Source organism: Trinickia camelliae (genome assembly GCF_053525655.1).
Genome location: NZ_JBCHAA010000001.1, coordinates 361,231 through 376,618, shown reverse-complemented (window position 1 = coordinate 376,618; position 15,388 = coordinate 361,231). Strand labels below are relative to the sequence as shown.

At 63.7% G+C, this 15,388-nt stretch carries 9 protein-coding genes and 1 tRNA gene; 5 read left to right on the top strand and 5 right to left on the bottom strand.

The features are described from left to right. Nucleotides 1–47 precede the first annotated feature (47 nt). Nucleotides 48–2,744: a pyruvate dehydrogenase (acetyl-transferring), homodimeric type gene (gene aceE / locus AAHK20_RS01710; protein WP_449179698.1), complete on the bottom strand. Its 2,697-nt coding sequence runs from the start codon at nt 2,742–2,744 to the stop codon at nt 48–50. A gap of 273 nt (nt 2,745–3,017) precedes the next feature. Between aceE and fixL the strand changes: the two genes are divergently transcribed. From fixL to AAHK20_RS01690, 4 genes are all read left to right on the top strand, one after another. After that, nucleotides 3,018–5,531 carry an oxygen sensor histidine kinase FixL gene (gene fixL / locus AAHK20_RS01705; RefSeq protein WP_449179697.1) on the top strand — a complete coding sequence of 838 codons (2,514 nt, stop codon included), beginning with the start codon at nt 3,018–3,020 and terminating at the stop codon, nt 5,529–5,531. Beyond that, nucleotides 5,528–6,172: an oxygen response regulator transcription factor FixJ gene (fixJ, locus tag AAHK20_RS01700; protein ID WP_137332042.1), complete on the top strand. Its 645-nt coding sequence runs from the start codon at nt 5,528–5,530 to the stop codon at nt 6,170–6,172. The genes fixL and fixJ overlap by 4 nt, the downstream gene beginning before the upstream one ends. A 450-nt stretch (nt 6,173–6,622) precedes the next feature. Beyond that, nucleotides 6,623–7,477, top strand: coding sequence for a bifunctional methylenetetrahydrofolate dehydrogenase/methenyltetrahydrofolate cyclohydrolase FolD (gene folD, locus AAHK20_RS01695; RefSeq protein ID WP_449179696.1), 855 nt, complete (start codon nt 6,623–6,625; stop codon nt 7,475–7,477). A gap of 158 nt (nt 7,478–7,635) precedes the next feature. Then, nucleotides 7,636–9,741, top strand: a complete 2,106-nt coding sequence (locus AAHK20_RS01690) for a M3 family metallopeptidase (protein WP_449179695.1) — start codon at nt 7,636–7,638, stop codon at nt 9,739–9,741. A gap of 78 nt (nt 9,742–9,819) precedes the next feature. On the opposite strand, the gene AAHK20_RS01685 is transcribed toward AAHK20_RS01690, so the two are convergent. After that, nucleotides 9,820–11,106: an amidohydrolase family protein gene (locus AAHK20_RS01685; protein WP_449179694.1), complete on the bottom strand. Its 1,287-nt coding sequence runs from the start codon at nt 11,104–11,106 to the stop codon at nt 9,820–9,822. Between the two features lie 84 nt (nt 11,107–11,190). Continuing rightward, nucleotides 11,191–12,378 (bottom strand): DNA polymerase IV, encoded by a 1,188-nt coding sequence (dinB, locus tag AAHK20_RS01680; protein ID WP_449179693.1) that lies wholly within the window; start codon nt 12,376–12,378, stop codon nt 11,191–11,193. A 246-nt stretch (nt 12,379–12,624) separates the two neighbouring features. Between dinB and AAHK20_RS01675 the strand changes: the two genes are divergently transcribed. Next, on the top strand, nt 12,625–13,320 hold the full coding sequence (locus tag AAHK20_RS01675) for an aspartate/glutamate racemase family protein (protein ID WP_449179692.1): 696 nt from the start codon (nt 12,625–12,627) through the stop codon (nt 13,318–13,320). An 80-nt stretch (nt 13,321–13,400) separates the two neighbouring features. On the opposite strand, the gene AAHK20_RS01670 is transcribed toward AAHK20_RS01675, so the two are convergent. Both AAHK20_RS01670 and AAHK20_RS01665 read right to left on the bottom strand, forming a co-directional pair. Continuing rightward, nucleotides 13,401–13,477, bottom strand: a tRNA-Met gene (locus AAHK20_RS01670). 151 nt (nt 13,478–13,628) lie between these two features. Next, nucleotides 13,629–15,281, bottom strand: a complete 1,653-nt coding sequence (locus AAHK20_RS01665) for an OFA family MFS transporter (RefSeq protein ID WP_449179691.1) — start codon at nt 15,279–15,281, stop codon at nt 13,629–13,631. Between the last annotated feature and the right edge of the window lie 107 nt (nt 15,282–15,388).

Genomic DNA, 15,388 nt, shown 5'->3' with positions numbered 1-15,388 from the left:
ATTCATCGAACGGAAAGCGCGCACGCCAGCATCACGCGGACGATGCCTTAGACGTGCATCGGGTTGGGTTTGGCGGGATCGAGGTTGTACTTCTTGAGCGCGTCGGCGACGAGCTTGCGCTCGATCGTACCTTCGTCCGCGAGCGCATTCAGTGCAGCGACCGTGACCCAGTAACGGTCGACCTCGAAGAAGTGACGCAGCTTTTCGCGCGTGTCCGAGCGGCCGAAGCCGTCGGTGCCGAGCACGACGAAGCGTTGCGGCACATGGGCGCGGATCTGATCCGCGAGTGCGCGAATGTAGTCGGTCGATGCGATGACCGGACCCTTCGCGTCCTTCAACAGCTTCTCGACATGCGACAGCTTGCGCGGCTCGGCCGGATGCAGCAGGTTCCAGCGATCCACGTCCTGGCCTTCACGCGCGAGTTCCGTGAAGCTCGGCACGCTCCAGAGGTCGGCATCGACGCCCCAGTCGTTCTTGAGCAGGTCGGCGGCGGCGATCACTTCGTTGAAGATCGTGCCCGCGCCCATCAGTTGCACGCGCGGCGCCTTCGAGTTCGCGTCGGCCTTCTTGAACGAATACATGCCCTTGATGATGTCGGCCGCCACGTGCTCGCCCTGCGGAATCGCCGGGTGCTCGTAGTTCTCGTTCATCACCGTGACGTAGTAGTACACGTCCTCTTGCTCCTGCACCATGCGGCGCAGGCCGTCCTGCATGATGACGGCGAGCTCGTAGCCGAACGTCGGGTCGTAGCTGATGCAGTTCGGCACCGATGCCGCCCACAAGAGCGAGTGGCCGTCCTCGTGCTGCAGGCCTTCGCCGTTCAGCGTCGTGCGGCCCGCGGTGCCGCCCAGCAGGAAGCCGCGCGAGCGCATGTCGCCGGCGGCCCATGCGAGGTCGCCGATGCGCTGGAAGCCGAACATCGAGTAGAAGATGTAGAACGGGATCATGATCTCGCCGTGCGTCGAGTACGACGTCGCGGCCGCGATCCAGTCACACATACCGCCGGCTTCGTTGATCCCTTCCTGCAGAATCTGGCCGGTTTCCGATTCCTTGTAGAACATCAGCTGGTCGGAATCTTCCGGCACGTACTTCTGGCCGTCCTGATTCCAGATGCCGATCTGACGGAAGAGACCTTCCATGCCGAACGTACGCGACTCGTCCGGCACGATCGGCACGATGCGCTTGCCGAGCGCCTTGTCCTTCAACAGGATGTTGAGAATCCGCACGAACGCCATCGTCGTCGAAATCTCGCGGCCTTCGCCCGTGCCCTTCAGCAAAGGCTCGAACGCTTCGAGCGCCGGCACCGGCAACGATTCCGCCTTCTGGCGGCGCGCCGGCAGATAGCCGCCGAGTTCCTGGCGGCGTGCGCGCATGTACTCGAGTTCCTTCGAACCTTCTTCGAACTTGATGTACGGCACGTCGACGATCGCTTCGTCGGAGATCGGCAGACGGAACTGATCGCGGAATTTCTTCAGTTGCTCGACCGGCAGCTTCTTCTGCTGGTGAGTGATGTTCATGGCCTGGCCGGACTCGCCCATGCCGTAGCCCTTGATCGTCTTCGCGAGGATCACGGTCGGCTGGCCCTTCGTATCGGTTGCCGCCTTGAACGCCGCATAGATCTTGTGCGGATCGTGGCCGCCGCGGTTCAGGTCCCAAATGTCGTCATCGGACCAGTCGGCGACGAGCGCCTTCAGTTCCGGCGAGTTGAAGAAGTGCTCGCGAACGAACGCGCCCGACTCCGACTTGTAGGTCTGGTACTCGCCGTCGACGACTTCCATCATCCGGCGCATCAGCGCGCCCGTCTTGTCGCGTGCGAAGAGCGCATCCCAGCGGCTGCCCCAGATCACCTTGATGACGTTCCAGCCCGCGCCGCGGAACTCGCTTTCGAGTTCCTGAATGATCTTGCCGTTGCCGCGCACCGGGCCGTCGAGACGCTGCAGGTTGCAGTTGATGACGAACACGAGGTTTTCCAGACGCTCGCGGCCGGCCATGCCGATCGCGCCGAGCGATTCCGGTTCGTCCGTTTCGCCGTCGCCGAGGAACGCCCAGACCTTGCGGCCGTCGGTCTTCGCGATGCCGCGCGCCTGCAGGTACTTCATGAAGCGCGCCTGGTAGATCGCCATGATCGGGCCGAGACCCATCGAGACGGTCGGGAACTGCCAGAAGTCCGGCATCAGCCACGGGTGCGGATACGACGAGATGCCCTCGCCGCCCACTTCCTGGCGGAAGCTGTCGAGCTGGCTCTCGGACAGGCGGCCGAGCAGGAACGCGCGCGAGTAGACGCCCGGCGACGAGTGGCCCTGCACGAACACGAGGTCGCCGCCATGCTTGTCGGACGGCGCATTCCAGAAGTGGTTGAAGCCGACGTCATAAAGCGTGGCCGCCGACGCGAACGACGAGATATGGCCGCCGACGTTCGTATGCTTGCCGGCCCGCACGACCATCGCGATGGCGTTCCAGCGCGTGTACGAGCGGATGCGGTGTTCGATGTCCTGGTCGCCGGGAATGCGTTGCTGGCTCGCGACCGGGATCGTATTGATGTAGGGGGTGTTCGCCGAGAAAGGCAGGTGCTCGCCGTGCACGCGGGCAAATTCGATTTGCTTCTCGATCAGGTAGTGCGCGCGGTCGGGGCCGACAGCAGAAATCACGCCATCGAGGGCTTCAAGCCATTCGCCCGTCTCCTGGGGGTCGTCGTCTTTATCGGCAGCGACATATTTCATCACTTCGTCGGGTACAGCGGACATTCTCGTCTCCTGATTTAGAGAAATGCACTTGGAACACACGACGCGGGCCGGGACCGGCCGCGGCAGCTTTCGGCGATTGTAATGAGCCGAACGCTGCCCGCGCAACAAAATTTTCGAATTACGAGATCGATTCTCATAATGCGAAATTTTGCTGCAGCGCACCTCGAATGAACGGCGGAATCGTCATTACACGACTCGAATTATCGAGATTAGCCCCTGTTCGCCGTCCTTTTACGCCAATTGCAGATGACACGCTGCGCTACAATGCCAGCCATGTTGACCGAACGGCTATTCACACGCTCGGCGCGGCCGTCCCGCTCCCGGGCGGACGCTTCGCCGTCCCGCTGGCACCACGGACCGTGGTGGTCGAACTCCTATTTGCTCACGCCGCTCCTGTCGATCCTGGTGTTCCTGGTCGTCATGAGCCTGATCCTCTGGAGCCTGAACCGGCGCGAGCAGCAGCAGCAGGAAGACACCCTATACCGAAACGTCGCCTGGGCCCAGCAGCAGATCCGTCTATCGATGACGGGCGCGCAGGAGCAGTTGCAGGCGCTTTCGCGCGATCTCGCCGCCGGCCACGCCGATCCCCATTCGTTCCTGGTGTCGACCACCGACATCATGCAGGGCCATCCCGAAATCCTCTACCTCAACTGGTATACGAACGAGGATGTCGCGCGCTGGCCGAACAACCCGCTTCCCATGCTCGGGCAGCGCCTCGCGCGCCCGAACGACGCGCAGATGGACGAAGCCGTGAAAGCGGCGTTCAACGAAGCGAAGAGCACGCGCCGCCAGGTGTATTCCCCGCTCATCTACGACGATCTCGGCAACGGCTACCTGACGCTGCAAACGCCCGTCTACCGCGACCGCGAATTTCTCGGCACGGTCGCCGCGGTGTTTTCGATCGAAGGCATTCTGAAGCACGACATCCCGCCTGAGCTGTCGGCGAAGTACAAGATCTCGATCACCGACTCGAACAACCGCGAGCTCGCCACCACCTCGACGCGTCCACGCCTGCCGCGCGACGTCTACTACGACCTGCCGCTCGATCCGCCGGGACAAGGCGTGACGGTACGCGTCTACTCGTTCCCGCAGATCACGAACTTCACGAACAACACGCTCGTCTGGCTCGTCGCCGGCCTGTCGTGCTTCGTGCTGTGGAGCCTGTGGAGCCTCTGGAAGCACACGCGCCAGCGCTTCGAGGCGCAGCAGGCGCTGTACGCCGAAGCGTTCTTCAGGCGCGCGATGGAGAACTCGGTGCTGATCGGCATGCGCGTGCTCGACATGCACGGCCGCATCACCCACGTGAACCCGGCGTTTTGCCGGATGACGGGCTGGGACGAAAGCGACCTCGTCGGCAAAACGGCGCCCTTCCCGTACTGGCCGCGCGATTCGTATCCGGAAATGCAGCGCCAGCTCGACATGACGCTGCGCGGCAAGGCGCCGTCGTCGGGCTTCGAATTGCGCGTACGGCGCAAGGACGGCTCGCTCTTTCACGCACGTCTCTACGTCTCCCCGCTCATCGACAGCTCGGGCCGGCAGACCGGCTGGATGTCGTCGATGACCGACATCACCGAACCGAAACGCGCGCGCGAGGAACTCGCCGCCGCGCACGAACGCTTCACGACCGTGCTCGAAAGCCTCGACGCGGCCGTCTCCGTGCTCGCCGCCGACGAAGCCGAGCTGCTGTTCGCAAACCGCTACTACCGGCATCTGTTCGGCATCCGCCCCGACGGGCATCTCGAACTCTCGGGCGGCAGCTACGACACGGCGCAGGCTTCGTCCGATTCGATCGACATGGTCGACGCCTATGCGGGCCTGCCCGCCGCCGCGCTCACCGAGAGCACGGCCGATGCGCGCGAAGTCTATATTCACGGCATCCAGAAGTGGTTCGAAGTGCGCCGTCAGTACATTCAGTGGGTCGACGGCCACCTCGCGCAGATGCAGATCGCGACCGACATCACCTCGCGCAAGCAGGCGCAGGAACTCGCGCGCCAGCAGGAAGAAAAGCTCCAGTTCACGAGTCGCCTGATGACGATGGGCGAGATGGCGTCGTCGCTCGCGCACGAACTCAACCAGCCGCTCGCCGCGATCAACAACTATTGTTCCGGCACCGTCGCCTTGGTGAAATCGGGCCGCACGAACTCCGACAATCTGCTGCCGGTGCTCGAGAAGACCGCGCAACAGGCAGTGCGCGCCGGCATGATCATCAAGCGCATCCGCGAGTTCGTGAAGCGCAGCGAGCCGAAGCGTCAGGCAACGCGCGTCGCCGATATCGTCGCCGATGCCGTGGGTCTGGCCGAAATCGAAGCCCGCAAGCGAAAGATCCGCATCGTCACCGAAATGCGCTCGCGGCTGCCCGTCATCTATGTCGATCCGGTGCTGATCGAGCAGGTGCTCGTCAACCTGCTGAAAAACGCCGCCGAGGCCATGCATGACGCGCGCCCGAATGCGGTCGATCCGGTGATCCGCGTCGTCGTGAAGCTCGATGCCGGGTTCGTCTGCATCAGCGTCATCGACCAGGGCCCGGGCGTCGATGAAGCCACCACCGAGCGCCTGTTCGAACCGTTCTACAGCACCAAGTCCGACGGCATGGGCATGGGGCTGAACATCTGCCGTTCCATTATCGAGTCGCACCGCGGCCGTCTGTGGGTGGTCAACAACGTCGAAGCTGACGGCCACATCACGGGCGCCACGTTCCATTGCAGTCTGCCCATTGGCGAGCCTCACGACCTGAGCAACGGCGGGTCCGAGGCGCCGAGAACACAAACCGTTACGGGAGAGCTATGAGTACCCCAGTCACCACTCAGGAAACTGTGTTTGTCGTCGACGACGACGAGGCCGTGCGCGATTCGCTGCGCTGGCTCTTGGAGGCAAATGGTTATCGGGTGCAATGCTTTTCGAGCGCCGAACAGTTCATCGACGCCTATCAGCCCGCGCAGCACGCCGGCCAGATCGCCTGCCTGATTCTCGACGTGCGGATGTCCGGCATGAGCGGCCTCGAACTGCAAGAGCGTCTGATCGCGGAAAACGCCACCCTGCCAATCATCTTCGTGACGGGTCACGGCGACGTGCCGATGGCCGTCTCGACGATGAAAAAAGGCGCGATGGACTTTATCGAAAAACCGTTTGACGAGGCGGAACTGCGCAAGCTCGTCGAGCGGATGCTCGACAAGGCCCGCAGCGAAAGCACCAGCGTCGCGCAGCAGCGCGCCGCCGCCGAGCGGCTTGGCAAGCTGACCGCACGCGAACATCAGGTGCTCGAGCGCATCATCGCCGGCCGTCTGAACAAGCAGATCGCGGACGATCTCGGCATCAGCATCAAGACTGTCGAAGCGCACCGCGCGAACATCATGGAAAAGCTCAACGTCAACACGGTCGCCGATCTGTTGCGTCTGGCGCTTTCGAACAAGCCGCAGCAAGCGCAGTAAGCGCTGTTCATTCGCTGCGCGCCCGGGCTCGCCGCCCGGGCTTTGGCGGCCGCCATGGCAGCGGCCGACGAAAGCAGGCGTTGAGATTTCAGCGACGCGCGGCGTCGGCTCATGCGGCGCTCCTTTCGCTTTTCCTCTCTGGGACGCCGTCGTCCCACTCCACACCCTCCCTCTTCATCACACGCAGACTCGCGCCCGACACGCCTGTCCGCGGCCGCCACGCGCTTGTCCATCCGCGCCGTCCGGCGTTCGCTCAAAGGTATAATTCGCTACTTCGCGGCGCGGCCCCGGTCGGTCGTCCTCTTTCCTGGCTTTCACGACCCGTTCGCAGCCTCGCGCCAAACCGCTTTCAGCCTGTTCGCGTCAAGCTGCCGGCCTAAAGCGCCGCATCTCGGCCCGAACAGCGCCTTGCAAGACCGATTTCCATACTCGTCACTCGACCGACCCATCATGACAGCCAAACTGATCGACGGCACCGCCCTTTCCAAGACCCTCCGCGCCGAAGTCGCGACCCGCGCCGCCGCGCTCGCCGCACGCGGCCATCAACCGGGCCTCGCCGTCGTGCTGGTCGGCGACAATCCGGCAAGCGAAGTCTACGTGCGCAACAAGGTGAAAGCGTGCGAGGACAACGGCATCTTCTCGTCCTACGACCGCTACCCGGCTACGCTCTCCGAAGCCGACCTGCTCGCGCGCATCGACGAGCTGAACCGCGATCCGAAGATTCACGGCATCCTCGTCCAACTGCCGCTGCCGAAGCACATCGACAGCCACAAGGTGATCGAAGCGATCGCGCCCGAGAAGGACGTCGACGGCTTTCACGTCGCGAACGCCGGCGCGCTCCTGACCGGCAAGCCGCTCTTTCGCCCCTGCACGCCGTATGGCGTGATGAAAATGTTCGAGGCGTACGGCATCGATCTCAAGGGCGCGAATGCCGTGGTGATCGGCCGCTCGAACATCGTCGGCAAGCCGATGGCGCTGCTCCTGCTCGAAGCCGGCGCCACCGTCACGATCTGCCACAGCAAGACGCGCGACATCGCCGCGCACACGAAGAACGCCGACGTGATCGTCGCCGCGACCGGCCTGCGCAACATCGTGACCGCCGGCATGGTCAAGCCGGGCGCAGCCGTCATCGACGTCGGCATGAACCGCGACGAAGCCGGCAAGCTCTGCGGCGACGTCGACTTCGCGGCCGTCAAGGAAGTGGCCGGTTTCATTACGCCGGTGCCGGGCGGGGTCGGTCCGATGACGATCACGATGCTGCTCGTGAACACCATTGAAGCAGCGGAGCGCGCCGCGGGCAACTAGGCCGTTCGGCCTATGCCATCTGGCCAGCTACCGGGCCGCGTCATGCGGCACGATAATCGGTCCGGTAGAAACTATCGATTGGAATCGTGGCGCGCTGCCCCAATAATGACGGTGCAGGGCGCGCGGCGCCCGCCTCATTCAGTCAGACAGGAAGCTCCATGTCATCCAATACCCTCACGCAGAAAGACAATCCGCTCCTCGATTTCTCCGATCTGCCGCGCTTCGGCGAGATCCAGCCTGCGAACGTGACGCCCGCACTCGACGTGCTGCTCGCCGCCGCGAACACTGCCGTCGATCGCGCGAGCGCGCCGGAAACACCCGCGACCTGGATCGACATCGTCGAGCCGGTCGAACACGCGACAGAGCCGCTCTCTCGCGCCTGGGGCGTGATCGGCCACCTGAACGCGGTCGCCGATACGCCTGAGCTGCGCGCCGCCTACGGCGAGAACCTGCCTCGCGTGACCGAGTTCTGGTCGAGCGTCGGGCAGAATCTCGCGCTCTACGAGAAATACAAGGCGATCGCCTCAAGCACCGAATTCGCTACGCTCACCGCCGAGCGCAAGAAGATCCTCGAAAACGCGCTGCGCGATTTCCGCCTGTCGGGCGCCGAGTTGCCGGAAGAGCAGAAGCCGCGTTTTGCCGAATTGCAGGAGCAGCAAGCGGCGTTGTCGAAAGCATTCTCCGACCACGTGCTCGACGCAACCAACGCCTACGCCTACATCGTGACCGACGAGGGCGACCTGGCGGGCCTTCCCGACGACGTCGCTGAAGCAGCGCGCGAAACCGCCCAGCGCGACGGCAAGGAAGGCTGGAAATTTACGCTGCACTTCCCGTCCTACTTCCCGGTGATGCAGTACTCGGAAAACCGCGCGATGCGCGAGGCGATGTATCGCGCTTACGTGACGCGCGCATCCGAGCTGGGCGCGCTGTATGGCAACGGCAAAGCGGATTGGGACAACACCGCCAATCTCGCCGATCAGTTGAAGCTGCGCCGCGAGGAAGCGCAAATGCTCGGCTACCAGAACTTCGCCGAAGTCTCGCTGGCGCCGAAGATGGCCGAGTCGCCCGCCCAAGTCGTCGCGTTCCTCGAAGACCTCGCCAAGCGCGCACGTCCTTTCGCCGAGCAAGACTGGAAAGAGCTGCGCCAATTCGCTGCCACGGAACTTGGCATGGCCGAAATGCAGCCGTGGGACGTCGCGTTCGCAGGCGAGCGCCTGCGTCAGAACCGCTATTCGTTCTCGGAAAACGAAGTCAAGCAATACTTCCCCGAAGACGCCGTGTTGAAGGGGCTGTTCAAGGTGACCGAGACGCTCTTCGGCGTCAGCATTCGCCGCGACCAGACGGCCACGTGGCATCCCGACGTGCGCTTCTTTCGCGTCGAGAACAAGGACGGCTCGCTCGTCGCGCAGTTCTATCTCGACCTGTACGCGCGCGAAGGCAAGCGCGGCGGCGCATGGATGGACGATGCGCGCTCGCGCCACAAGCGCACCGAAGGCGGCGTGCAGACGCCGGTCGCCTATCTGACGTGCAACTTCTCGGCGCCGGTCGGCGGCAAGCCGGCCTGCTTCACGCACGACGAAGTCATCACGCTGTTCCATGAGTTCGGCCACGGCCTGCATCACATGCTCACGCGCGTCGACGAACTCGGCGTGTCGGGCATCAACGGCGTCGAATGGGATGCGGTCGAGCTGCCGTCGCAGTTCATGGAGAACTTCTGCTGGGAGTGGGACGTCCTGACCGATATGTCGTCGCATGTCGAAACCAGCGCCACGCTGCCGCGCGATCTCTTCGACAAGATGCTCGCCGCAAAGAACTTCCAGAGTGGGCTCGGCACGCTGCGGCAGATCGTGTTCTCGATGTTCGACATGATGCTGCACGTCGATTTCGATCCGTCCGCGCAAAAGAACGCAACCGATCTCGCGCGCGAGATCAACGAGCGCTTCCATGTGATTCCGCAGGCGCCGTTCTCGCGCTGGCCGAACACGTTCAGCCATATCTTCGCGGGCGGCTATGCGGCGGGCTACTACAGCTACAAGTGGGCCGAGGTGCTGTCCGCCGACGCCTATGCCGCGTTCGAAGAAGCCGCCAAGGCCGCGAGCGGCAGCGTGCTCGATGCGGCGACCGGCACGCGCTACCGTCGCGAGATTCTCGAAGTGGGCGGCAGCCGGCCCGCGATGGAGTCGTTCAAGGCGTTCCGCGGCCGCGAACCGCAAATCGATGCGCTGCTGCGTCATAGCGGCATGTCGGCTGGCTCTGCGCACTAAACCGCGCGCAGTATCGCGCGGCGCGCTGCCCGTGCAGGTTGACGGGTCGCGCGCCGCGCGAGTTCATCTGGACTGGACTCATCGATATAGCTTGAAGTCGACTTCCGCAGGCCGGCCTTCGAGCGATAGTGCCGCGCGCGCCGCGGGCGTTCGCGCCACCACTCTCCCCCGCCTCACCACCGCAAGCCGCGTGGCACGCAGGCGAAGCGCTTCGATCGGATCGCGCGCATCGAGCAGCACGCAGTCCGCGTAATGCCCGGGAGCAATCCCGTAGCCTTCCAGACCGAGGATCTTCGCCGGGTTGACCGTCACCGCATCGAACGCGGCGTGCATCGCATCGACGCCCGTCATCTGCGCAACATGCAGCCCCATATGCGCGACTTCGAGCATGTCCGCCGAGCCCAGGCTGTACCACGGGTCCATCACGCAGTCGTGCCCGAATGCGACATCGATGCCCACCGCGAGCATCTCGGGTACGCGCGTCATGCCGCGCCGCTTCGGATAGGTATCCGAACGGCCCTGCAGCGTGATGTTGATCAGCGGATTCGCAATCGCCGCGACGCCGGCCTCTCGCATCAGCGGCAGCAGCTTGCTCACGTAGTAGTTGTCCATCGAGTGCATCGATGTCAGATGCGAGCCCGCGACGCGTCCGTGAAGCCCAAGCCGGTGCGTTTGCGCGGCGAGCGTTTCAATGTGTCGCGACATCGGGTCGTCGGATTCGTCGCAGTGCATGTCGACACGCAGACCCTTCTCAGCCGCGAATTCGCAGAGCAGGCGCACCGACTCGGCGCCATCGGCCATCGTCCGCTCGAAGTGCGGAATGCCACCGACGACATCGACGCCCATCTCGATCGCACGCTTCAAGTTGTCGAATGCGCCAGGGCTGCGCAAGAGGCCGTCCTGCGGAAACGCGACCAATTGGAGATCGAGATACGGCGCCACGCGCCGCTTCACTTCGAGCAACGCCTCGACGGCGAGCAAACGCGAATCGCAGACGTCGACGTGCGAGCGAATCGCCAGCAGCCCTCGCGCGACGGCCCAGTCGCAATACTGCAGCGCGCGTTCGATCAGCGCTTCTTGTGTGAGATGCGGCTTGAGCTCGCCCCAAAGCGCAATGCCTTCGAGCAGGGTGCCCGATGCGTTCACGCGCGGCAGCCCGTAGGAAAGCGTCGCGTCCATATGAAAGTGCGCATCGACGAACGGTGGCGCGACCAGCAGGCCACCCGCGTCGATTTCTTCACGTCCAGTGGCCGCGAGCCGCGGTTCGACCGCGACGATGCGCTCGCCGTCGATGCCGATATCGACCAGCTCGTCTCGATGTGCGATGTGAGTCGTGAGTGCTGCGCGGCGAATGATCAGGTCCATTGGCGGCTCCCTGTGGCGCTCGTTAGTGTGGGTTCGATTCTAGCGACCCGAAAACAGAAGCGGCAAACCGAGCGCTTGCGAAGCTCAGGCCAAATGGTCGCCGACGCCGTCTTCGCGTGCAGCCCCGTCTGACGCCTCGCCCCGCTCGCTCGCCACGTCCGGCTCATGCTCCGTCAGCTGCAGGTCGTCGAACAGCGCGAATTGCCCGTGCTGAGACGGGTCGTCCTCTTCGAGACGCACACCGACGCCAAGGAGCCGTACCGGCCGGTTGCGCCGCGCCAAGCCCTTTTCGAGCAACGCGAGCAACGTCGGCACGTGAGTCGCGTCGCCGACGCACTCGACCGTCGTGCGCTGAAAATCCGCAAAGCGGATTTTCACGTACAGCTTGCGCACAGCTGACGCCGCACCAGCACGCGCGATCCGCTCGTCGAGCTGCTCGGTGAGGCGCGTGATTTCCGCAGCGCATTCGTCGAGCGTCTTCAGATCGGTCACATAGGTGGTCTCGACGCTGATCGACTTGCGCTCCTGGTCCGCCTGCACCGCGCGGTAGTCGACGCCGCGCGACAGCTCGTAGAGGCGCTTGCCGAACGCGCCGAAGTGCCGATGCAGATCGATCAGCGCCCAAGCGCGCAACTCGAGACACGTCGTGATGCCGAGTTTTTCGAGCTTCGCCGCCGTGACCTTGCCCACGCCGTGAATCTTGCGCACCGGCAACGCCGCGACGAATGCGTCGATTTCGTGCGGACGCACGACGAAGAGCCCGTCGGGCTTGTTCCAGTCGGAGGCGATCTTCGCGACGAACTTGTTTGGCGCGACGCCCGCCGACACCGTCACGCCAACCGTCTCGCGCACCCGCTGGCGAATCTCCTCGGCCATCAGCGTGGCGCTGCCTTTGCAACGCTCAGATCGCGTCACGTCGAGATAGGCTTCGTCGAGCGACAACGGCTCGACGTCGGGCGTGTAATCGCGATAGATCGCCATGATCTGCCGCGAGGCGATCCGGTACTTCTCCATCGCGGGCCGCAGTATCAGCAGCTCGGGACATTTGCGCATCGCGAGCGCAGACGGCATCGCCGAATGCACGCCGAAGCGCCGCGCCTCGTAGTTGCAAGTCGCAATGACGCCGCGCGCCTCGGGGCGGCCGCCCACCGCGAGCGGCCTGCCGCGCAACGACGGATCGTCGCGCATTTCGACCGACGCATAGAAACAGTCGCAATCGCAGTGGATGATCTTGCGCACGGCGGCGCCGCTCGCGCTGGAAGGCGCAAGCATGGGCGAAACGGAGTGCGGATCGAGCGGGTTCAAAGTGGCACCACTGTACAAAAATACAGTGGTTTTTTCAAGCCAGGCGGGCTGGGCGTGCGAGCGTCCCCGTATTGGCAAAACGTCCGGAATCTGTATCGCGGCAAAAGCCGCCGCTGCGCTTATGCTTGTCGGCGTCCAGGCGATAGCGACGGGATAGCGCTGGCCGGATGCGATGCGCAATACGTTACGAAGAGTACGAATGGGAGAGCAAAGATGAAAACAATCGGAGTCATCGGCGGTATGAGCTGGGAATCATCGGCCGAGTATTACCGCTTGCTGAACCGTCACGCGAAGGCGCGCTTCGGCGGACACCATAACGCCAAGAGCCTGATGCTGACCGTCGACTTCGCGCCCGTCGAAGCGCTTCAGCGCGCGGGCGATTGGACTGCGCTCGGCGCGCACATGGCTGAAGCCGCGCAACAGCTCGAGCGCGGCGGCGCCGACCTCGTGATTCTTGCGACCAACACGATGCATCGCGTCTACCCGGCGATCGAAAGCGCGATCACGATTCCGTTCCTGCACATCGCCGATCCGACGGGCGCCGCATTGCGCGATGCCGGTGTGGAGCGCGTCGGTTTGCTCGGCACGCGCTATACGATGGAGCAGACGTTTTACACGGGACGTCTTCGGGAGAAGTACCGGCTGGATACCTTGGCACCCAACGAAGCGGATCGCGCCGACGTGCATCGGATCATCTACGACGAGCTGTGTCACGGCGTCGTGAAAGACGAGTCACGTGCGACGTACCAGCGCGTGATCGACGATCTCGCCTCGCGCGGTGCGCAAGCGGTGATTCTCGGCTGCACGGAAATCACGCTGCTGATCAAGCCCGAGGATTCGTCGCTGCCGGTGTTCGATACGACATCGCTGCACGCGCAAGCGGCGGTCGATTGGGCCGCTCGCGATTGAGCCACGCGGTAAGCGCAAACTGCGCGCAGAAACAACAAAGCCCGCGTGGCGAGATGCCAGCGGGCTTTGTCATGAAGGCTTGGTTGCGGGGGTAGGATTTGAACCTACGACCTTCGGGTTATGAGCCCGACGAGCTGCCAGACTGCTCCACCCCGCGTCAGAGGAAGCGAATTGTACGGGCATGTCATCGGCGCGTCAAACAAAAGCGCCAATTAATTTCGCGGCGCCATGTGAATGACGTTGCGGACCGCGAAGCGATCACGTGTCGATACACGCATATCGCTTCGCCAATCACCCATCGCCAACGCTCAGAACAACGCCACCGCCTTCTGGATGGCGATGAACAGGCCCATGAGGAACGGAATGCCCACAGCGAGCCAAGCGATCACGCTTCCAAAACCAAACCTGCCGCGCGCCGCCGTTTCGGCATTGCCGATCGTGCGGTCCTCATGCAACAGCGAGCGCTCGTGCGCGAGTTCTTCATCCGTCATCCAGTACTTCTTGTCGACCGGCTTCACGAACAAGTTGCAGATGAAACCAACGGCCAGGAAGCCCGCCATGATGTAGAGCGTCACGTCGTAGATCAGGTTGTGCGCGACGCCGTGATCGATCTGGAACTGCCGGATGCCCGCGATCAGCGTCGGTCCGATGATCCCCGCCACCGACCACGCGGTAAGCAAACGTCCGTGAATGGCGCCGACCATCTGCGGACCGAAGATGTCGGCGAGATACGCCGGCACGGTCGCGAAGCCACCGCCGTACATGCTGACGATGATGCAGATCGATGCGACGAACAGCGCCGGCAGCAACAGATGTCCCCACGTCGGCAGCAGGCAATAGAGCACGATGCCCAGCACGAAGAACGTGAAGTACGCGGTCTTGCGGCCGATCTTGTCGGAGAGCGATGCCCAGAAGATTCGCCCAAGCGAGTTGAACAGCGAGACGAGCCCGACGAGTCCCGCCGCCGACGCGACCAACGCCGCCTTTTGCACGGTGCTCATCGTCGTGCCCGGTTCGAGCCCGAGCAGCTTCGGCCCGAACACTTCCTGCAGCATCGGGCTCGCCATCGCGATCACCCCGATGCCCGCCGTCACGTTCGTGCAGAGCACGCCCCAGATCAGCCAGAACTGCGGCGTCTTCCACGCTTGGTTCAGATGGACGTTCTGCCGCGTGATCATCCCTTTCGACTGATCGTTGGCGGGCGGCGTCCAGCCGCGCGGATGCCAGCCGCTCGGCGCGACGCGAAAACCGAATGCGCCTGCCGACATCGCGATGAAGTAGATCACGCCCATCGCCATGAGCGTCTCGCTCACGCCGGGGATGCCGTTACTCGCGAAGTGCCCCATCAGCCACACCGCGAGCGGCGCGCCGATCATCGCGCCGCCGCCGTATCCCATGATCGCGAAACCGGTCGCCATGCCGCGGCGGTCAGGAAACCATCTGATCAGCGTCGAGACTGGCGTGATGTAGCCGATCCCCTGCCCGATGCCGCCGATGAACGCCCCCACGAACACGAGCCAGAGCTGATGAATCGACACGGCGAAGCCCATCAGGATCAAGCCGCCGCCCCAGCAACAAGCGGCGACGAAGCCTGCCTTGCGCGGTCCGGCGTGTTCGAGCCAGCGCCCCCACAGGGCCGCGGAAATCCCGAGCATCGCGATGAAGATTTCGAAGATGTGCGTGACGGCGAGCACCGACCAATTGCAGCTCGACGAAAACAACTCGGCGCTGAAACCTTGCGCTGTGCAGGCCGATGCATCGGCGTTCGAGACAAGCTTTGTCATCGGCAGCCAGAACACCGAGAAGCCGTATGACATGCCGATGCACAGGTGAATGGCCAGTGCCGCCGGCGGCGCGAGCCACCGGTTGTAGTGCGCGCCTGCCACCGTGCGCTCCCGTGAAAGCAAGCCGCCCGGTATTCCTGCGGGTTTCGCGCCTCTGCCTAGTTGAGCGTCGCCCATGGTTCTCCTCCAATGGATCGCGATCCGAACGTTGTCGTTGGGCCGCCTGCGCAGCCGTTTTGTTGTTACCCCGATGCCTGCCAAATCCGTCAATCGAATGCTTGGTT